We start from the raw sequence: 21713 nt of genomic DNA on the forward strand, positions 1-21713 counted from the left end.
CTGACCGTTTACATTAGGGAACATTTTCTTTGCATTGCGGAGGGCCTTAAGGAATCCTTCAGGAGTTGTCATGTCAGGTCTGCCAAGAGTTTCGTACAAATCTTTTCTTACAAGGAAAGTTTCATTGGATGTAAGCTTACCTGCATATTTTTCGTAGTCGCTTGGTGTAAATGAAGCATTAGGATAACCATAAACATGTCCATCCTTCTGGCGGTACCAGTTAAGCTTCTGTGAATTAGCTGCTTTAAAGAAGTAAGGATCATACTGTTCAGCAAGTTCATCAAGAGCACATACGTAACCTGAATCAATCATAAGTGGAACCTGTCCTTCATACCAGCCAAGGGTAATAAGATCAGGAAGAACATCACCGGCAATCATTGTGTTAAGCTTTTCTGCTTCATTACCGGCAGGTACGATAAAGTTAATATCTACACCAGTTTTTTCCGTAATGTATTTAGAAACTTTTGAATCACCCCAGTGACGTGCAAACCAGCTGAAGTTAACGTACCAGTCAAACTTAACTTTTACATCTACGTTTTCTGGAATGCTCCAGCCTGGTGTATTTTCATCACCGGCAACAACTTTTGATTCATCTTTCTTACAGCCTGTTAAAAGTGCAGACATTGTAAGAAGAGAACAGATTGATCCCATTAAAACTCTTGAAATTCTTTTCATATGGTAATCCTCCTATTTATTTCTTTAATTAACCTTTAATACTTCCAATCAGCATACCTTTAACAAAGTACCTCTGAAGGAATGGATATACACAAACAATTGGTAATGTTGTAACTACCATTGTTGCAAGACGAAGGGACTGAGAACTTATCTGTCCGCCGCTTGCTCCTACACCACCGGCAACTGAAACAGCTTTTGTAGCAGCACTGGCAGAAGCAACAAGTCTGTAAAGATAAGTCTGAATTGGCTGAAGGCTTGCATCATTAATATAGATAACACCTGTAAAATAATCGTTCCACTGCCATACACCGTTAAAAAGGGCAATTGTTGCAATTACAGGCATTGATAATGGAATGATAATCCTGACAAAAATTTTAAGGTCATTGGCACCGTCAAGCTTTGCACTTTCTTCAAGACCAGCAGGAAGTTCACGGAAGAATGACATAAAGATAATCATGTTGTAAAAATTAAACATACTTGGAATGATGTATACCAAAAAGTTGTCATACAAACCAATATTCTTAAAAAGAATGAATGTAGGAATAAGTCCGCCGCCAAAGAACATAGTAATTGTTCCAAAAATCATATAGATACGGTTACCCATAATATGTTTTTTAGAAAAGGCATAAGCTACCATTGCCGTAAAGAACACACTGACAACAGTTCCAATTAAAGTTCTTGCAATCGTAACGATAAAAGCAGACACAATGGAATTATCCATAAATACCTGCTTATAGCTTTCAAGGGAAAACTTTCTTGGAAAAAAATAGATTCCCCCCTGAACAGCATCCTGTGCATCATTAAACGAAAGTATTATTGTATACCATACCGGATACAAGGCCAGAAAACATATTACCACCATAAGGCCGTTAATTACGTAATCACCGATTGTCTTTCTCTTTAACTGTCCCATTTTAATTCCCCCTCTACTAGAACAAAGATGTATTGTTTAACTTCTTAGTTACATTGTTTGCAATAAAGAGAAGAATAAATGCAACTACAGATTTGAAAAGTCCAACAGCCGAAGCATAAGAAAGACGTCCGATAGTACCAAGACCGATTTTATATGTATAAATATCAATTACATTACTGCGCACGTCATTAAGGGAATTCCTTAATACGAATATCTGGTCAAAGTTGGAATTAAGAAGACCACCTACTGCAAGAATAAACATAATTACAATAGTGCCCTTGATTGAAGGAAGTGTAATGGAAAAAATCTGACGGATACGGCTTGCACCATCTACCTGTGCCGCTTCATACATTTCCTGATCAATACCGGAAATTGCAGCGAGGTAAATAATTGCAGACCATCCAAGTTCCTTCCATAAATCAGAAATTACAACGATACCCCAGAAGTATTTTGGTTCTGCAAGAAAATATACAGGTTCTTTTATAACACCCATATTTATAAGAATCTGATTAAAGAGCCCCTGAGCATCCATCCAGTTAGTAAGGATTCCTCCAAGAACTACCCATGAAAGGAAGTGAGGAAGATAAGAAATTGTCTGAATACTTTTCTTGAATTTTGGATTGCGTACTTCGTTAAGAAGAATTGCAAAGAAAATAGGAAGAGGAAAACAGATACAAAGTTTAAGAATACTAATACCAAGGGTATTAATCATTACGTTCTTAAATTCCTCGTCCTTAAAGAAAGTAATAAAATGTTCCAGTCCAAAATTTTTTGCCCATGGCAGATTAAGGAATTCACTGCTGAACAATGGAGTAGTAGGCATATATCTGGCTTTAAATGCAACCAGAAGACCATACATAGGTGCGTAATTAAAAATAAGCATCCAGATGATTCCCGCCCAGGCCATAAGCTGAAGGAAAGATTCATCCTGCAGCCTTTTCCAGAAAGTTCTTTTTCTGAGAGGTGATTTTAATTTTACTTCAGTTTGTACTTTTTCCATATTGAGCCTCTTTACATCATTGAGTATATGCCTGCAAGTTGCATAAAGGTAGGAAGTAGGTTTTCAGATTGGTATCATTTTTTCGGTTTTACTCAAAATGAAAATTGACAGTTACATATTCATATTTTATTTTCTATTCAGGGCCGTAATAAATGGCATGATCATAATTTTCTGGAGATGAAATATGAAAAAAGAAGTAAAGGGAAGTTTTGTAAATCTTGACGGACAGCAGTTTTATAAAATTCAAAACTATGACTGCATGGAAGATTTTTTCATGACCATTACAAGTTCCTGCGATGTATGGAATTTCTGCTGGTCTAAAGGCGGAATAACAGCAGGAAGACGTGACTGTGATCACGCACTTTTCCCTTACTATACAGCAGATAAGGTAAGCGATGGAAAAAATGTTACCGGACCTGCCACTATTATAGCAGTTAAAGATGGCGCTAACGTTCACCTGTGGGAACCTTTTGAAAACCTTCTTTCCAATGAAGGCTACAGGGACCGCAGTAATCCTTCGATTACAAGAAATATTTATAAAAATGCCAGCGGAACAAAAGTATGGTTTGAAGAAATCAACAGTGACCTGGGACTTTCCTTCCGTTACGGCTGGACTTCTTCTGCAAGATACGGCCTTGTAAGAAGCAGTGTCATTAAAAATATCAGTGATAAAAAATTACAGCTTACAATTCTTGATGGCTGCAGAAACATTCTTCCTGCCAGCATTGACAGCTCCCTTCAGGGGGGAAGCAGTGTTCTTCTTGATGCCTACAAAAAAACAGACCTGGATACAAAAACAAATCTTGCCATGTTCACCCTTTCTTCAGTTTTAACTGACAAGGCTGAACCAAGTGAAAACCTTATTGCAAACGTATCCTGGTTTTCTCAAAAAGAAAATGTTTACCTTAATCCCCAGGACTACGATTCATTCTATGAAGAAGAAGGAAACATTTCTGCCCTTAAAAAAGAAAGCTGCCTTAAAGGTATCCGCCCTTCTTTCTTTATCGCAAAAGAAATTAATGCAGAAGCTGGTTCAGAAGAAAAATGGTATCAGGTTTTTGACACCTTCCTTACCGCTTCTAAAATTGCCTCATTAAGAAAAGAACTTGAAGACAGAAAAAATATCACCGCAGCCCTGGAAAAAGACATTCAGGAAACAGACAGCCTTATGGATACCTATATTGGAGAAGCTGACGGTATGCAGCAAACTGCCAGCACCATGACCTGTGTTCATCACCAGGCTAATGTAATGTTTAACATAATGAGAGGTGGTTTCTTTGCAGACTCAGGAAAAATAAATGTACCTGATCTTCTTAAATTTATTGCAGGAAGAAATCAGGGAGAACTTTCTTCTGCAGAAAAAGCCCTTGAAGATATTAAGGACAAGTATTCTGTAAACAAAGAAGTAATCCTTGAAAAAATTACTGCAGCAAAAAATCCTCAATTGTGCAGACTTTACCTTGAATACATGCCTTTAATCTTTAGCCGCAGACATGGAGACCCAAGCCGTCCATGGAACCGCTTTAACATTAAACTTAACGACGACAAAGGAAATCCTATCCTTAACTACGAAGGAAACTGGCGTGATATCTTCCAGAACTGGGAAGCACTGGCAATGAGTTATCCTGCTTACATTAAAAATATGTGTGCAAAATTCCTTAATGCCATGACAGCAGAAGGCTTTAACCCTTACAGAATCTCAAGAGACGGTATTGACTGGGAATGCCCTGATCCGGAAAACCCATGGGCTCAGTTTGGCTACTGGGGAGATCACCAGGTAATTTACTTTGAAAAACTTCTGGAACTCTGGGAAAAAACAGACAGTACATCCCTTCTTTCTTCCCTTGATGAATCAATTTACTCCAGCGCCAACATGCCTTATCATCTTAAAAGCTATAAGGAAATCTGTGCTGATCCAAGATCTTCCATCAACTTTAAAAAAGATCTCAGCGACCGTCTTATAAAAGAAAGCCGCACTTACGGAACAGATGCAAAACTTATCAGAAGCCTTAACGGTGAAGTTTCTCTTGTAAGCCTTACAGCAAAAATACTTCAGATTGTAATTGCAAAAACAGCAAACCTTGTTCCTGGAGGCGGTATCTGGATGAACACCCAGCGCCCTGAGTGGAACGATGCCAACAACGCTCTTGCAGGATACGGACTTTCTGTAGTAACCCTCTGTTACTTAAACAGAATGCTTTCATTCCTTATTACCATGTATGAAAAAACTCAGATTAAAAACTTTAGCCTTCCTCAGACAGAATACAAATGCTTTACTGACCTTTATCAGCTTTACAGCAGCAGCGATACAGAAAAGGCAGTAAAAGACAGCAGGGCAAGAAAAGAATTTACTGACAGGGCAGGAATTATCTTTGAAGCAGAAAGAAATAATTTCTACCAGGAAGGATACAAACAGGGCTTTACAGAAATTTCAAAAGAAGAAATTATTGGCACCCTTAAGGCATTCCAGAAAATGGTAAAGGCAAGTATTAAAGCCAACCGCCGCTCAGACGGACTTTATCACGCCTATAACACAATGAAGATTAGTGATTCAGAAATGACAATTGTTTATCTTCAGGAAATGCTTGAAGGTCAGGTAGCAGTACTTTCTTCTGAACTCCTTTCTTCCGCTGAGACACTGGAACTTCTTAAAGCCTTAAAGAAGTCTCCTCTCTACGAAGAGCATCAGATGTCATACATTCTTTATCCTAACAACAATCTTCCTGACTTCCTGGATAAAAACAATATTGAAGAAAAAGAAATTGCCGGATTTAGAAACTTTATTGAAAAAAATCCAGGTGACTTTATGGAAAAAGACCTTAACGGAATCTGGCACTTTAATTCTCAATTCCATAATGCCCGCCTTATGGAAGATGCCCTTAATGCCCTCCCGGCTCACAATCGTGCAAGTGCAGAGGAAAAGGCAGCACTCCTTAATCTTTACGAAAAGAAATTCAATCACCAGAACTTTACCGGCCGTTCAGGAACCTTCTATGCCTACGAAGGTCTGGGAAGCATTTACTGGCACATGGTTTCAAAACTTCTTCTTGCAGTTCAGGAAGCAGCCCTTAAAGCCTATGATAGCGGTGATAAAAATGCAGCAGCCCTCACTGAGGCCTACTACGAAATCAGGAAGGGATTAAGCTTTAACAAAAGCCCGGAACTCTACGGAGCCTTCCCTTCTGATCCATACAGTCATACCCCTTACCTCCATGGAGCAAGACAGCCTGGCATGACAGGTCAGGTAAAGGAAGAAGTTCTTACAAGATGGGGAGAACTGGGAGTTTACTTACAGGATGGAAAAGTTAGCTTTAAACCTCAGATTCTTAAAAAAGAAGAATTCTTTGAAGACGGAACATTAAGCTTTACCTGGTGCGGCGTAAAGATTAACTACCATCTTTCTGACAAAGCAGCAGTTAAGATTACATATTCAGACGGAAAAGAAAATCAGCTTTCCGACAGTCAGCTTTCTGATAAAGATACAAGACTCCTCTTTAACAGAAGCGGATTAATTAAAGAAATTAATGTAAATGTAGTAATGTAATTTTTTCTGTAAGTCTCCTGAGCTTAAAAACTCAGGAGACTTTTTTTTTACTAAAGATTAACGCTTCCAGAAAGCCGGAGCAAAGAATATCATCAGTGTAAAAAATTCAAGACGGCCGGCAATCATTACAAATGAATACCACCACTTTACTGCAGAATGTAAAAAAGAAAAGGAACTTGAAGGTCCCAGTGCACCAAAGCCTGGTCCAATATTACCTGCCATGGAAAGGGCTCCTGTAAAAGCAGAATAAACATCCAGACCAAAAAGTGAACCAAAGAAAGTTGTAGCTCCAATAATCAGGGCAAAGCACATAAAGAAAGCTGCAACAGAAAATACTACGTCCTTTCGTCCTGCCCTTTTATTAATCCTGATGGTAAAGATACCATGAGGATGAAGCATTTTAAGTATTTCATTTTTAAGCTGTTTAAAAAGAACAACCCAGCGGATAGCCTTTATACCACCGGCAGTTGAACCGGAACAGCCTCCAATAAAAAAGAGGGCCAGTAAAACCACCTGAGCTGCAGGCTGCCATAAAGTAAAGTCAGTAGTAGAAAAACCTGTAGTAGAAATAAGTGAAAGGGTCTGAAAACTTGAGTACCTTAAAGAAGTAAAAAAAGAACCGTAATCCCTTATCTCTACAAGAGTTACAATAAGAATTGCACCAATACAAAGGGATACAAAAACTTTAAGTTCAGTATTATTTTTTAATTCAGAAAGCTTGCCTGTAAAACCGTAATAATAAAGGGTAAAGTTAAGGCTGCTTAAAAACATAAATACGGAACAGATAACTTCTATCCTTAAACTTCCAAAAGAACCCACGCTTGCATTTTTTGTAGAAAAACCTCCGGTACCTAAAGTTGCAAAGGCATGACTTAAGGCATCCATAAAATTCATTCCTGCAAGTTTAAGAAGGGCAAACTCTAAAAGAGTCATACCAAAATAAATAAACCAGAGCACTTTTGCAGTATCAGAAATCTTGGAAGTAAACTTTCCTTTTTCCGGACCTGTGGTTTCTGACTTAATAAGCTGAAATCCTCCTACTCCAAGAATAGGAAGAAGGGCAACTGTAAGGGCAACAATTCCCATACCACCCAGCCAGTGGGTCTGACACCTCCACAAGTTTATGCTCCGTGGAAGTCCTTCAATATTATCCAGAATCGTAGCACCGGTTGTAGTAAAACCACTGGCACTTTCAAAAAAAGCATCTGTAAAATCAGGAATTGCACCACTGATAAAAAAAGGCAGGGCACCAAAAAAACTTACACAAATCCATGACAGGGCTACAACAACAAAACCTGCCCTTGTACTAAGATAAGTTTTTTTAGCACGACCGGCAGCCATAAAAACAACTGCAAGAATAAGACTTACAGCCATAGGAATCAGAAAAGCCGGCAGAACTGAATATTCACCAAGAAAAGCTGCTGTTCCTGCAGGAAGAATAAAGGTAAGTCCAACAATTCCCAGAATTATAAAAATGATTCTTATTACGGTAAAAGTCATGTATTAATCTCCGCTGAACTTTTCAAGAATTCTTTTATTGCCTGACTTAACAGCAATTACAAGATGATCTCCGGAAGAAAATACAGTATCTCCATGTGGAAGCTGATAATTTTCACTGCCGCCCTTCTTTACAAGAAGCATAAGATATTCACCAGGAGCTGCAATCTCCTTAAGGGTCTTTCCGTTAATGGAGCTTCTTGCATTAAGGTCACATTCTACGATTTCAAGATTTCCGTTACTTACAGTATGAATACCTGTTACGCTTTTTCCCCTGAGATGACTCATAATGGAATCTACTACAGTGTCACGTAATGGCACAGCAACTTCTACACCCAGCTTTCTTGTAATTGGAATAAATGCTGAATGAGAAACCAGGGCAATAGTTTTTTCTACACCCAGACTTTCAAGGTAAGCACAAATAACCATATTCATTTCATGGTTATGGGTAGCAGAAATTACAAGATTAAATTTATCTATCTGTTCTTCCTGAATAAAGCTTTCATCTGTAGCATCACCACAGAATACCTTTGCATCAGGATAGCGTTCACTTGCAGCTTTACAGGCTTCTTTGTCACTGTCAATGATTACAAAATCCTGAGAAAGTTTTCTTACTCCTCCCAGAATTTTTTTAAAGATATTATTTTTTCCCTTCTGAATAATATGATCAGCAACAATAGTACCAATACGACCGGCACCTACAAGGGCAATTTTTTTAAGGGCTTCAACTTTTGTACCACAGATTGCAAGAACACTCTTAACATCTTCCCTGGCACTTAAAACACCGATTCTGTCACCGGCATGAAGAACTGTATCACCGGCAGGCAGGGATGCTTCGTCATCTTTTTCTACATAAACAACAATAACTTTTTTTTCTGTAATATTGCGGATATTTTTTAAAGCCATTCCGTCAAGGGAACTTCCCTTACCTATCTCAATGGCTGTAAGTTCAAACTCATCATCTTTACCAAAAGAAACAACATCACTAACCGCACCATGTTCTACTGCACTGACAATTGCCTGAGCAGCTTCTACGTCCGGGTGAATCATAAAATCAATTCCGTAAAGAGGACGGTGCTTACCTGTAAAAGTTTCTGCATGATGTTCAGTAGCAGAATTTTTATTTACATAATAAGCATAGTTACGAACCCTGGCTATTTTTAAAATATCAGGGTAAACCGCATCAACCAGTGAACAGGTAATCATATTGATTTCATCACTGGATGTTACGGTAACCAGGGCATCTATTTTAGAAAGCCCCAGCTCTTCAAGATTTTCAAGATTGTTGCCGTCTGCTTCGTAAACTGAACAGTCCAGGCGGTTACTTGCATGACTAACTACATCAGCGTCATTATCAATTAAAGTAACAGTATTTTTTTCATTGATAAGACGCCGTGCAAGCTGAATGCCTGTAAAGCCGGCGCCAACAATCATTATATTCATCTTATTTCAGTTCTCCCTGAATGGATTTATTACTGGATTTATTCTTCTGTATTATTCTTCAATTTTTTCTACATCAGAAGTTGAAGAAGGATTTTTTATTTCATCAATAATTTTCTTATCTTCCTCTTCTTCCTCTTCATACTGAGAAAGTCTTGATTTTGCTTTAGAAGAAACAAACATTGCACCCATTACAGCAGTAGTAATAATTACAGCTCCGGCAATTTCCCAGAGACCATTTGTAAGTTCCATAACTGCAATAACTGCAAAGTAACCCTTAAGGCCTGTAATTTCAAAATTAAAACCAAACTTGATGAATGTTTCTGCCATTCCCTTAACAAGAGTATTTCCGTAGAAAATATAAATTGCACCCATTACAAGAAGGGTATTAAAAAGAGTTCCCACAGCAGCAGCAATTGAAGCACCTAATGTTCTTGGCATACTTGCAACCTTTGTCAGTAAAGTATAGGCAGCCCAGGCAGCTGCAGGAAAAAGAATACGTGGAAGAATACTTACCATTGGATTAAGGAAGAAAGGATTAACTCCACCTCCGGCAATAACTGTACGCACAAGACTTGTAACACCAAAGATAAGTCCTACACACATACCAGGAACAAGACCGGCAAGAACGGCAGCAAGAATTGCAGGAATATGCATTACAGTAATAGAAATAAAAGGGATCTGAATGTAGCCGAGAGGAGTAACAGAAAGTACTACACTTAAAGCTCCCAGAACACCTGTCATTGCAATCTTGTAATTGACACTCTGATTAACACTGTTTTCCATTTTAAAACCTCTAAAAAAAATTTAATTGTCTGACTGTTGAGCCCAGTCACGGCTGCGTTCCACAGCATGCATCCATCGGCTATAGAGTTTATCCCTTCTTTCTGCTGTCATGGCACTAGTAAATATTTTATCAATCTGCCAATTATTTACAATCTCTTCACGGCTTTTCCAGAATCCCACTGCAAGACCTGCACAATAGGCAGCACCTAAAGCAGTTGTCTCTACATTTTTAGGCCTGAATACACTTACATCAAGAATATCAGCAAGAAACTGCATCATGACGTCACTGACACAGGCTCCCCCGTCTACCTTAACTTCAGTAAGCTTTCCGGAATAATCTTCCTTCATGGCTTTTACCACATCCTTAACCTGACAGGCAATTCCTTCAAGAGCAGCACGGCAAATATGAGCCTTTGAAGAACCTCTGGTAAGACCGATAAGCATTCCCCTTGCATAAGGATCCCAGTAGGGAGAACCTAAACCTGTAAAAGCCGGAACCATTACCACCCCTTCAGTATCAGCAACACTTTCTGCAAGAATATCACATTCCCTGGCAGAGCGGATAATGCCAAGCTGGTCCCTGAGCCATTTAATTACAGCTCCCCCCATGAACACACTCCCTTCAAGAGCATATTCAGTTTTTCCGTTTATACCGATTGCTATAGTTGTTAGCAAATTGTTTTTTGAATCAATTGGAATGCTGCCTGTATTCATAAGCATAAAACATCCCGTACCAAAAGTTGTCTTTACACTTCCCTCTTCAAAACAAGCCTGACCAAATAAAGCAGCCTGCTGATCTCCAATACAGGAAGCAAGTGGAATTTCAAAACCACAGACATTTTTATCAGTAAGGCCATACACACAGGATGAATCCTTTACCTGAGGAAGAATATTTTCAGGAATATTAAAAAGCTCCAGCAGTTCCTTATCCCAGCATTTTTCGTGAATGTTATAAAGCATGGTGCGGCTGGCATTAGTACAGTCAGTAACATGAACCTTTCCGCCGGTAAGCTTCCATATAAGCCAGCTGTCCACTGTACCTGCAAGAATACGGCCTTCTTCTGCCTTCTGTCTTAAGCCTTCTACATTATCAAGAAGCCATTTTATTTTTGTCGCAGAAAAATATGCATCAGGAATAAGGCCTGTCTTTTTTCTGATAAGCTCACTCTTTCCCTGACTTACAAGCTCTTCTACCATTTTAGCTGTTCGGCGGCACTGCCAGACAATGGCATGGTAAACAGCTTCTCCGCTTTCCTTATCCCAGAGAATTACTGTCTCCCTCTGATTTGCAATACCTATACAGGCAATTTCATAAGCCTCAGCCTTTGACTGACGGACACATTCCTGCATTACTGTAAGCTGGGATAAAAAAAGTTCACGGGCATCCTGCTCCACCCAGCCGCTTTTTGGAAAGTAAAGTTTTATCTCCAGCTGACTGGAAGACACCTTCTTTCCGTTATGATTAAAAAGAATGGCTCTTGAAGATGTTGTTCCCTGATCCAGAGCCAGCACATATTTTTTTTCTTCATTAACCTGAGCCATAGACACCACCTCTATTTTAAAACTTGAGAAAAAGGTTTTTTCTGACACAAAGCAGTTGCAAAAGGCCGGCCCATCATAACACCATCAGCCCCGTAAGTTGATGCAGTTTCTATATCCTTTAAGCTGCGTATTCCACCATCAATCCATAAAGCAGAGCAGCACTTCTTTAAGCGTAAAAAATTTTCCTTAAGAAATTCTGCAGTACTGCCGGCCCTTACATCTACCCTGCCTCCATGATTGGAAACAGCAATAATATCCGGCTTTACTTCTTCCATTACTTCTATATCTTCTTTGTTAAACACACCCTTAACGGCAAAAGGAATTCCCTTTTTAGAAAGAAAAGATTTTATTTCCATAAGATCTGCTGCAGATTTTTTTTCAAGATGAACAAGATTGCGCATGGTAATAATGTTATAGCTGTCGATATCAATTCCGCCAAATTCCATTATACCCTCTGCCCTTTCATAACGTTCCATCATTTTTTTATCAGGATAAGGTTTAATAAAAACACCGGCTTTTAAAAGTGGATTTTCTTTTTTGTAAAACTCTACGGCTTCGATTCCCCAGAAAAGTTTAAAGTCAGGAGTACCATCTCCAATAGTAACTTTTATATCAGCCTTTACACATTCACCAACAAGATCAAAGTAAAACTGTCTTTCGTCAAAGTAGCCCACATTTTCCACGGCACCAGTCATAGGAGCAAGACGAATATCTATAGTCCTGGCCTCAAAGGGACCCCTGCCGATTTTTTTCCATGCGTCACAATTTAAAATAAAATTCCTGCTGTCGTTAGGACCACCCATACCCGGCATCTGTCCAACGCAGCCCCTTCCATTACATACATCACAGAAGTGACAGTTGAATTCAGTCCCCAAGACAAGTCCCCAGTTCTCTGGCTGTTTCAACCATAGGATGATCCAGCGGTATATTTTTTACTTTTCCGGCAATCTCATAAAGAGGTACACCTGTAATTTTTGAATCCTGCAATGCTACAAGTTTTCCAAAGTCTCCCCTGGCAAGAAAGTGAGCAGCAGCAGTACCATACTGAGTAGCAAGAAGCCTGTCGTATGGAGAAGGAGTTCCACCCCTCTGAAGATATCCAAGAACAGTAACCCTGGACTCAAGGGAAGTAGCTTCTTCAAGTTCATGGGCAACCCTGTATCCTATTGAATAAGGCATCTCAGCCCTGGCTTTCTTAAACTTCTTTTTATCCATCAGTGCCTCTTCTTTATTCTTGGCACCTTCAGCAACTACTACAATGGAAAAATCCTTACCTGCCTTTTTACGCTCCATAATTCTCTGAGCAACACAGTTTATGTCATAAGGAATCTCAGGAATAAGAATTACATCTCCTCCTCCTGCAATTCCGGAATAAAGTCCAAGCCATCCTGCCTTATGGCCCATAACCTCTACAACCATAATGCGGGAATGGGAATGGGCAGTTGTATGAATTCTGTCTATAGCATCTGTGGCAACATCCATGGCTGTATGAAAACCAAAAGTCATGTCTGTCTTTACGATATCATTGTCTATTGTTTTAGGAAGTCCGATTACGTTAAGTCCCTCTTCTGCAAGAAGACTGGCAGTTGTATTTGTTCCGTTTCCACCAATGCAGACAAGAGCATCAAGCTTATGTTTTTTATAGTTTTCTTTAATGCGGTCAACAGGAAGCCTTCCCTTTGAATCAGGCTGAGGATTTTTAAAAGGCTTTTCCCTGGAAGTACCTAAAATGGTTCCCCCTTCAGTAAGAAGACCTACAAGAGATTCAGATGTAATGTCATACATGTCTCCGTTAATAAGACCCCTGTAACCATTACGTATCCCTACAGCATCCATTCCATACTGAATTTTTGCAGTACGACAGACAGCCCTTATTGCAGCATTAAGACCGGGAGCATCACCTCCGCTGGTAAGAATACCAAACCTCTTAACCTGTAATTTTGATTTTGCCATTCAATAATCTCCCGGATCTCTGTCCCTAGTTTAATGTTCCCACCACAGTCTCATCAGAAGAATATGATGAAGACGGATACTTTTCTTTTTCCTGTAAAATAGTTTTTGCACTTGAAGGACTTTTCTTTTTAGGACTGGCCATAAATCCAAAAAGGCTTCCGCAAATACCGGCAATAAGATCTGCCAGTACAGGAACAAGAAGAAGAGCATTCATCTTTACACCGTCAGCTGCAGAAATATTAATGACACAGTAAAACTCATAACCAATGTAAAGTAAAAGTATTAAAAGTGAAGAAAGAGAAAAAGTCTTTTTGGAAAAGGCTGTAATCATGGAAAGAAAAATCATGGTAAAGACAATTGAAGCAGCCCCTGTAGAAGCAAAAGGAGACATACATGCGTTAAGGACCCCGGAAATTATACCGGAAGCAAGACACATTATAAGAATGTAAACTGAACCATATTTTTCTTCATAAACAGGACCGGAAACAAGTATAAAGGCAAAATTTACAAACAAAGTTTCCCAGCCTGAATTGCCAAAAATATGAGTAAAAATCTTTACGTAATCAAAAGCCTTTTTAAAATTAAAGGCAGCGAGTCCTCCGCTTTCTTTTGTTCCAGGACAGGTTAAAAAAGAAGAAATTAACTTTCCCTTTGCAATAAAAATATCTGCAAGAAAAAGCAGAGTACAAATTATGACGAAGGTAGAAACTACCGGAGAATCATATTTAAAACGAAGCCTTGATTTTTTTGCCATAAGCCCTGAGTCAGCAGATTATATTCTGTGCATCTCGCTGAATACTTTTTCATTCAGCACGTTGATTTCTACACCAAGAGACTTGCAGTCTTCACAAAGAGCCTTGCGGGCAGAATCAAGATCAAGATCAGCTTTTTCAAAATCTGTCATCATCATCATTACAAAGTTACCGCTGAGGATTGTCTGTGTAATGTCTACAATATTAATTGAATGAGCTGCAAGAAATGCAGACACCTTTGCAATAATTCCAACTTTGTCTCCGCCGACTACAGTAATGATAGCCTTCATATAACCCTCTCATTTTAAATGAAATTCAAATAATCACTTTATTGTAACAAGTTTTTTACTGTTTATAAAGTGCCGTTCAGCCTTATCCCTCTTCTATCCTTAGTCAATAAAGCCATCCCGCCAGTGCCATACAGGTTTTGCCAGGGCATTGGAAAAAGGCTGGGTTCTGTTAAAGTCAGGCAGCCATGAAGTATCGTCACTTAATTCCTGATAAAAAAGATATTCAAACTCATAGCTGTCTATCCACTGCTGAATGGTTTTATCTTCTTCCTTACTAACCAGACGGTTAGAAAAAGCTTCCAGTGATTTTTTACGCCTTGTAAGTTCATCTTCAGGCCCGGTAAAAGGAACAGGAGTATACTGATTCATCAAGGAAATACAGGCTTTACCGTCAGCATGGCCCTTCAGCCAGTCTAAAACCATACGGCTGTCATCCATTCTTCCAGGGAGAACAAGGTGCCGTATGATTACGCCGGAAAGCATTTTTTCCTTTACTTCGCCATTTTTTTCTTTTTCTACTATATTAAGGGGGGCATTTTCCATCATTTTTCTTATTGCCCTCTTTGCAGCCTGAGGATAATTTTCTGCAGCAAAAAGTTCCCGGCTCATAATAGGATTTAAGGTCTTTAAGTCAGGCAGGTATATATCCACCAGCCCCTTTACCAGATCCAGCATTTCTTCTGATTCATAGGCACTGGAATTCCAGGCAAAGGGAATGCTTACACCCCGGCTCTTTGCTTCTGCAATATATTCAGCAAGAAGTGGAATATGATGGCTGGGAGTTACAAGGTTTATATTTTCTGCCCCCTTTTCCTGCAGTTTAAGGCACATTTTTACAAAAGTATCCCTGTCTGCCTTAGCTCCCATTCCCTGCTGACTGATCTGATAGTTCTGACAGAAAGAGCACTTTAAGGTACAGCCTGTTAAAAATATGGTTCCGCTGCCACCATGCACGGTAATCAGGGGTTCTTCCCCAAAATGAAGGCAGGCTGATGCAATTACCAGCCCTGAATCCTGGGTACAAAAGCCCTTGTTTTTAGTTCTGTCACTGCCGCACTTACGGGGACACTGGCGGCATTCCCTGTATAATGATTCACACATATAGTCTGCCCGGATTAAAAGGCCTGGTGGTCAAGAAAAATAGACATAAGTTCATTAAGAAGATCCATAGGAAGATCCTCAGCTTCTGCATTTACTATAGAACAAAGCTCCTTCCAGTCACCTTCTTCAAGAGCATCAGTCTGGTCATCTCCCTGTAAAAGGGCATGAATTGCTGCCAGCTTATCTATATTTGCCCCGGAAGGCTCATTTTCAAGGTCAGGAGAAGAAAGAATGTATGTCTGCATCCAGTAATCCCCTGCTGCCATGGCAAGCTCTTTAATAGAAGGATTTGAACGGGCAAGAAGTTCTGCAGCTTCCTGACAAACTTTCTCACCATTATAGCGGCCACCCTGAGCACGGTTGAATTTCTTTATTTTTTCAATATCTGAAGTGAATTTCTGAATACTATCCATGACTTAAATATACAGTTTTTACTTGAATTTGTCTCCTTATTGAGATTTAAGACTGAATTTAAAGGGAATTTTCAAAAAAATAAGTTGCAGGATTTACGGAGCCATTATATACTCTAGGAAACTGAAAAACTAAATTAAGTTTCTTGGTTTCCAAAATAAAGAAAACTTAACAATTTTTCTGCTTTGCAGAAGGAGGACTTTATGAAAAAAATCTTAGCCGCAGCAACAGCCCTTGCCCTTGCAGGACTTACAGCAGCAGCCCAGGACAACTACTCTACAACCCTTAGAACAGGAGCCGGAGACATCTCTTTTGGAGCCTGGGGACGCTCAACCTTTAACATCGGCCACTCAGAGGTAGATACAAAGATTACCGCAGATGCAACAGCACTGGGACAGCAGGCTCTTGCCGGTGTAACTGATGCAGAATCAGCTTATACAGCATTGGGAGGTTCACTGACTTCCAGTGATGAAGGCTATATTGCAGACGTAATTTCAACAGTCAGTGCAGCTCAGGCAGCACAGGCTGTAGCAACAGGAACAATTGATTCTTCCGCACAGGCAGCCTATCAGGCAGAAGCTGCAGCTGTACTCACTCAGGCTTATCAGGCAAAAGCAGCTATAGCAATGCTCAAGGCAATGGAAACAGATGAATCAACATCAAAAAACTACGCTTCCCTTGATCCTGACTGGTCTTACGGAAGTCGTGTAGGATTCTGGATTATCGGCCGCACTCCGGAAAATCACTTTGGTTTTGACTTTAACCTTGATGCAGACGGACACGCCCTTTTTGTACACAAGCTCTATGACTCTACAGAAAGCGAAGACGACGTAAACTATAACGAAGACGGAAAATATGCAGTTGCCATTGGTGACCAGGCAAAAATCTGGGCTCAGGGAGACATTGAACCTCTTGCCATTACAGGAAAAATTGCCTTTGGTAAAATGAGGGAAAACTACCTCCGCGGTTCAATCGGCGACTTTGGACAGAGGGAATCTTCAGACGTAAAATCAGAAGATGATATTTTCTCTGAATTCTGGCCTACAACAGGACTTTTTGTTTCTGCAACAGGTATGGCAGACACAGTTCTTGAAGGTGCCTATGCAGCAGCTTCAATTGACCTTTCCGGAACTCTGGGAGTTTCATGTGCAGATGCTGACCGTGACGGAGACATGCCTCTTTATGACGCCCTCCGTACAGCACAGGCAGGAATCGGCTATACAATTCCTGGTGTAGTTCAGCTTAAAGCCCAGTACTGGGGTGACTCCATCAGCGCAGACAACTACCGCTATGCAGAAAGCAAATTTGAATCAGCACGTTCTGCAGGCTATGACATGAACGACTACTACGGCCGCCTTGAATTCGGTATTGATTACCTTGGCTTTATGGGCGGTGCAAACGGACTCAGCGACGTAGACCTTGAAAAAACACCTAACGCCAGCCTTATTGAATTAGGATTCAAGCTCCCGCTCGTTACAAGAGACGAACTTCGTGAATATGACCCGGAAACCTTCTACAACTGGTACTCATGCCTTGGAACAATGGGTGTTATCGAAAAAGGCTTTATCCTTTACAAGGGCCACATCTGGGGAGGACAGGGAACATCTAACCTTGCCCAGTACACACCAGGCGGAATCGTAACTCTCGAAAAAGGAAAGGGTGCAGACATCCTTATGGCCGGAATTGACGCCCTCGCAGAAATCTGCATCAACCCATTCGGCAGCCAGGACCTCTTTGTAGGAATCTCAGGCAACTACAACATCACAAAAGCAGACGGAGAAGACAGCACATTCTCAGACCTTGAACTCCGCCAGCACAACGCAGGTGCAGAAATCTACGTAAAGAAAACCTTCGGCGCAAACAACTACCTCTTCGTAGGAATCGCAGACCGTTATACAAAAGCAACAATGGACGGCTGTGTAGCAGGCTTATGCAACCTCTCATACGAATCCTCAAGCAACAAAATCTACATGCCTATAGGAATAGAAATGTTCTTCTAAAAATTAAAATCTCAGAAGTTTCAACTTCTGAGATTTTAATTTTGCCGTTCGCGAGAGCGAACAGTTAATAAGCAAGTTTACGCCAGTAAACTTGGCGCATAAAGAAGGCGATGCCATCTGCAACGCATTCTTTATGCAGTTCTTTCCTAATTACGTAACCAAGGTTTTACTTACCCTTTTCTGGCAAGTTTCAACTTCTGAGATTTTAATTTTGCCGTTCGCGAGAGCGAACAGTATATAAGCAAGTTTACGAAGTAAACTTGTCGCATAAAAGGCATGGCGCCATTCAGCCATGACTTTTATGCAGTTCTTTTTTAATTACATAACCCAAGTTTTACTTACCCTTCCAGGCAAGTTTCAACTTCTGAGATTTTAATTTTGTCGTTCGCGAGAGCGAACAGTATATAAGCAAGTTTACGAAGTAAACTTGTCGCATAAAAAATCCGGCGCCATCTAAGCCGGAGTTTTTATGCAGTTTTTTAAATAGCTGCATTCTTTAGGCAGGCCCGGACAGAAGCTTTCCATTGTTAATGGAATGAAAACCCTTTATCGAAAAACACCGCATGTGCTTTTACGATTTACTTCGCCACCCCGGAACATAGCTGAAAAAAAAAGCAGGCAAAAGTCTGGACGCCTCCTGTCTCCTTTTACCTGCTTATATAAAAACAAGAATGATTCCTGACTGCCAGACTCCGGCGGTCAGGATTTTTTTTACCTTAAGTACAAATCTTAAAAACCAAGCCTTACAACTACACCACGAACATTACCTGTATAAGTTGTAGCACTCTGATCATTTACATCATCATAGCAGAAGCCGTAAGCAAGACCTCCCCTTTCTGAATGATCATGCCAGAACTTTGCAAAGTAGTTACATGGACCTGCATTATAATAGTAAGAAGCATCATTCCAGTAAGTATCAGGAGTCATGTGGGCAACATGGCGGTTAAGGGCAGCACAAACCCAGGCTTCAAGAGCAAGCTCCATTGCATTTCCGGAAGCAAGAACTCCGTATCCTTCAAGAACTTCACTTGTAGAAGGACGACCGTAAATAGTATAAGTTGTTCCCACAGAAGCAATTGTTCCGTAAGCTTCAATACAACGGAAATAAAGGTTGTTTCCATCACCTGTCAAAATGAATTTTCCCTGAGGATGAGTTACAGTCTGGCTTTTGGAAGCAATTGTGTTCCAGGTTTCTGCCACATAGCTGTCAAAATAATTTCCGTAAGCACCACCGGTTCTGTTATCAAAACCAGCCTTACATGGAGCTACAATACGGTATGTTCCTTCAAGAGTATCAAATTCATCAGGCATTTCAGCAAGATAAGACTGCCAGATTGATTCACGGCTTGCAGAAATACCAGTCTGCTGAACTGAACCATCGTTGTCATAAACATTAATAAGAACAGGGAAGCCCAGCTGGTCTACCTGAGTTGTATTCACCCAGAAACCATTTGAAGCAACAGTAAATTCAAGCCAGTCAAAATAAATGTTGTAATTAGGATCAGCAGTATTGCTTAAAGATGGAAGAACTACACCACCAGAAAGTCCGTACATTGTAAGAGGTGCCCCGTAAGAATAGTAAATGCGGCCTGCATGAGCATAAGGCATCTGGAATCCTGAATTCTTTACTTCTGCAAGAGTATATTCCCAGACATCAGAAGAAGTATTTCCAATCGGAACAAGACTTCCGTCAGGCTTAGCATAGCACCATACATCACTGGAATTCATACAGATAACATAAATATAGATTTCATCATCAGAGAAAGCACCCTTAGTACAGTTCTGGAACTGATAGGTCAACTGCATTCCACCATTACGGCTTACAAGAACATCATCTGTAGAAGTAGAAATGCCGCTTCCGATATTCCCGTTATCAGTATTTTCATTTCCTGTATCATCTGTGTCATCATCGTCAGAGCCTGTATCTGCTTCTCCGTCAGAAAGCTTTACAAATTCCCAGAGCTGGGCATCTGTTCCGTTCCAGGTCCAGGTCTGAACATTGGCACCGTCTTCTTTAGAAGCTGCAGAAACATCAAGGGCAAGACCTGAATATGCATTGATTACTTTATAGTAAGAACCTTCCTTACTAATATTCCAGTGCTGATTCTGATTACCCACGTTATTCCACTGGAAAACATTTGTACCGTCAGTAGTTCCCCAGTTTGCTGCATCAAGAACAAGACCTGAATAAAGGTTTGCAATTACCCAGCTACCGTCTGAGTTCTGACTTACAACCCACTGCTGGTTTGCCTGGTCATTTCCGTAAGTCCACATATGAACGTTTCCGCCGGCCTCTTTTGACCAGTTGTCATTGTCCAGGGATTTTCCGGAACACCTGGAAAGAATCTTGTATGTTGCCCCGGAAACAATACCATTACTGCTTTCTGCCGGAGCAGCTGTTCCCGTAACACTTACTTCAATACCTTCTGCTTCTGAACGATTACCGTTAATTACAGCTGCAACTGCAATTACGTGACTGCCGGCATAAGCTTCTACTTCTACCTGCTTTAAAACAGATGTTTCTTCAACTTTTTCTCCGTCAAGATAAATATGCCAGCTGTCAGGCATAACCGAAGGACATCCCCAGGCAAGTTTAATAACGTTATCAGCAGATGTATCTGCTACAAGTCCAAATGGAGCTGAAATTGAACTGCTGACCGAAAGGCCGCTTGAAACACTTACAGTGCTGTAAAAGGAATTTATTACACCAGCTGAATTTTCTTCAATTCCGGAAGAACACCCTGCCAGACTCCATCCAAAAGTCAGTGCCGCTGCTGCACTGCACAAAGTTCTGATACTTTTTCTCATAAGAAACTCCATAAAAATTATTTAGATTTTTCTGTCATAAATAGTCAGGCCGAATCTGCTAAAAGAAAAGGGAGGTGATTTTCGGAATAAGGTGGAATTTTTTTCCCGGGAGTAAAATTCTGATGTTTTTTATAAAAAAGACTGCCCCCCCTAAAGTGTACCCCAAAAGTTGAAGACAATTTTTGGAGGTACACTTCAATGCCGGGATTTTTTATTTTATTATATTTTACACTCCTAAAAAAATACAAATAAAGTTTACAAAACTAACCTTTTTCATCTAAAATTGCATTATATGCTAGTGAAGAAGAATTCAGTAGTATTAATGTCAAACAATAAAAATGGATTAGATGTAAGAAAAAATACTTGTTTAGGTGCCTATAATCAAACAAGAAATATGGAAATAGAAGCTCCATTTCGATGTGAGGGCGGTAAAATACAATGTTTTAAAATAGGTGCATTCTCATATACAAATGATAATGCCTATATTAGAGCTGTTAGCTCTATAGGTAGATTTTGCGCTATAGGACCTAATTTTATTGCAGGAATGCCAGAGCATTCAGTTAAATCGATTAGTCCTCATATAATATTTCCAAACTATGACTCTAAATGCGCTGAACAATTTAGCGATTATAGCATAGATAATGATAATATGATTGAAGCCATAAGAAAAAACCAGTCAAAGGAGTTAGAAAAAAAAGGATTAATTACAATCGGTAATGATGTCTGGATAGGCGGTAATGTTATTATACAGCGTGGAGTAACAATTGGAGATGGTGCTATAGTAGCAGCAGGTGCTGTAGTAACAAAAGACGTCCCGCCTTATGCTATAGTAGGTGGCGTTCCTGCAAAAGTTATCAAATATAGATTTGATAAAAAAATAATTAATACCCTATTAAAAATCAAATGGTGGCAGTATGGTCCTGGCATCATGAAAGGATGCGATATCACTGATGTTAAAAAAACAATAAATACTATTGAAAAAAGAATAAAAGATGGATATC

The 21713-nt window shown here is 39.9% G+C and carries 15 protein-coding genes and 2 pseudogenes; 3 read left to right on the top strand and 14 right to left on the bottom strand.

Translation table 11 applies throughout. The annotated features are described in order from the left end of the window. The 3 genes and pseudogenes from K6D58_RS01085 to K6D58_RS01095 all read right to left on the bottom strand — a co-directional run. A pseudogene (locus K6D58_RS01085) lies at positions 1-675 on the bottom strand (extracellular solute-binding protein); the annotation flags it as partial. A gap of 28 nt (positions 676-703) precedes the next feature. Beyond that, positions 704-1588: a carbohydrate ABC transporter permease gene (locus K6D58_RS01090; protein WP_296826671.1), complete on the bottom strand. Its 885-nt coding sequence runs from the start codon at positions 1586-1588 to the stop codon at positions 704-706. A 16-nt stretch (positions 1589-1604) separates the two neighbouring features. Beyond that, positions 1605-2588, bottom strand: coding sequence for an ABC transporter permease (locus tag K6D58_RS01095; protein ID WP_296826673.1), 984 nt, complete (start codon positions 2586-2588; stop codon positions 1605-1607). Between the two features lie 184 nt (positions 2589-2772). On the opposite strand from K6D58_RS01095, the gene K6D58_RS01100 reads away from it, so the two are divergent. Then, on the top strand, positions 2773-6132 hold the full coding sequence (locus K6D58_RS01100; RefSeq protein ID WP_296826675.1) for a hypothetical protein: 3360 nt from the start codon (positions 2773-2775) through the stop codon (positions 6130-6132). Between the two features lie 57 nt (positions 6133-6189). Here the strand turns inward: K6D58_RS01100 and K6D58_RS01105 are convergent, their stop codons facing one another. The 10 genes from K6D58_RS01105 to K6D58_RS01150 all read right to left on the bottom strand — a co-directional run bounded on the left by K6D58_RS01105 (position 6190) and on the right by K6D58_RS01150 (position 15906). Then, positions 6190-7632: a TrkH family potassium uptake protein gene (locus tag K6D58_RS01105; protein WP_296826677.1), complete on the bottom strand. Its 1443-nt coding sequence runs from the start codon at positions 7630-7632 to the stop codon at positions 6190-6192. A gap of 3 nt (positions 7633-7635) precedes the next feature. Then, entirely contained in the window at positions 7636-9072 is a 1437-nt protein-coding gene (locus K6D58_RS01110; RefSeq protein ID WP_296826679.1) for an NAD-binding protein, read from the bottom strand. A 51-nt stretch (positions 9073-9123) separates the two neighbouring features. Further along, positions 9124-9855 carry an ECF transporter S component gene (locus tag K6D58_RS01115; protein ID WP_296826681.1) on the bottom strand — a complete coding sequence of 244 codons (732 nt, stop codon included), beginning with the start codon at positions 9853-9855 and terminating at the stop codon, positions 9124-9126. A gap of 21 nt (positions 9856-9876) precedes the next feature. Beyond that, positions 9877-11397: a glycerol kinase GlpK gene (gene glpK / locus K6D58_RS01120; protein ID WP_296826683.1), complete on the bottom strand. Its 1521-nt coding sequence runs from the start codon at positions 11395-11397 to the stop codon at positions 9877-9879. A gap of 11 nt (positions 11398-11408) precedes the next feature. Further along, a complete protein-coding gene (locus K6D58_RS01125) occupies positions 11409-12272 on the bottom strand; it encodes an alpha-hydroxy-acid oxidizing protein (RefSeq protein WP_296826685.1) in 864 nt (287 codons plus the stop codon). Further along, positions 12262-13350 carry a 6-phosphofructokinase gene (locus K6D58_RS01130; protein ID WP_296826687.1) on the bottom strand — a complete coding sequence of 363 codons (1089 nt, stop codon included), beginning with the start codon at positions 13348-13350 and terminating at the stop codon, positions 12262-12264. Before K6D58_RS01130 ends, K6D58_RS01125 begins: the two co-directional genes overlap by 11 nt. Positions 13351-13375: 25 nt before the next feature. After that, on the bottom strand, positions 13376-14104 hold the full coding sequence (locus K6D58_RS01135) for a rhomboid family intramembrane serine protease (RefSeq protein ID WP_296826689.1): 729 nt from the start codon (positions 14102-14104) through the stop codon (positions 13376-13378). Between the two features lie 18 nt (positions 14105-14122). After that, positions 14123-14392, bottom strand: coding sequence for an ACT domain-containing protein (locus tag K6D58_RS01140; RefSeq protein ID WP_296826691.1), 270 nt, complete (start codon positions 14390-14392; stop codon positions 14123-14125). Positions 14393-14491: 99 nt separating this feature from the next. Then, on the bottom strand, positions 14492-15493 hold the full coding sequence (locus K6D58_RS01145; protein ID WP_296826692.1) for a radical SAM protein: 1002 nt from the start codon (positions 15491-15493) through the stop codon (positions 14492-14494). Between the two features lie 14 nt (positions 15494-15507). Next, the gene (locus K6D58_RS01150; protein ID WP_296826694.1) at positions 15508-15906 is read right to left on the bottom strand and encodes a hypothetical protein; all 399 of its coding nucleotides are present in this window, start codon (positions 15904-15906) and stop codon (positions 15508-15510) included. A gap of 201 nt (positions 15907-16107) precedes the next feature. Here K6D58_RS01150 and K6D58_RS01155 point away from each other — a divergent pair, with 201 nt between their 5' ends. Continuing rightward, entirely contained in the window at positions 16108-17904 is a 1797-nt protein-coding gene (locus tag K6D58_RS01155; protein ID WP_296826695.1) for a hypothetical protein, read from the top strand. 729 nt (positions 17905-18633) lie between these two features. Here the strand turns inward: K6D58_RS01155 and K6D58_RS01160 are convergent. Beyond that, complete coding sequence (locus K6D58_RS01160; RefSeq protein WP_296826697.1) at positions 18634-20712, bottom strand: beta-1,3-glucanase family protein; 2079 nt, start codon at positions 20710-20712, stop codon at positions 18634-18636. Between the two features lie 709 nt (positions 20713-21421). On the opposite strand from K6D58_RS01160, the pseudogene K6D58_RS11960 reads away from it, so the two are divergent. Beyond that, a pseudogene (locus K6D58_RS11960) lies at positions 21422-21628 on the top strand (CatB-related O-acetyltransferase); the annotation flags it as partial. Positions 21629-21713 lie beyond the last annotated feature (85 nt).

The sequence above is a fragment of the Treponema sp. genome, assembly GCF_024696245.1.
Classification (GTDB): domain Bacteria; phylum Spirochaetota; class Spirochaetia; order Treponematales; family Treponemataceae; genus Treponema_D.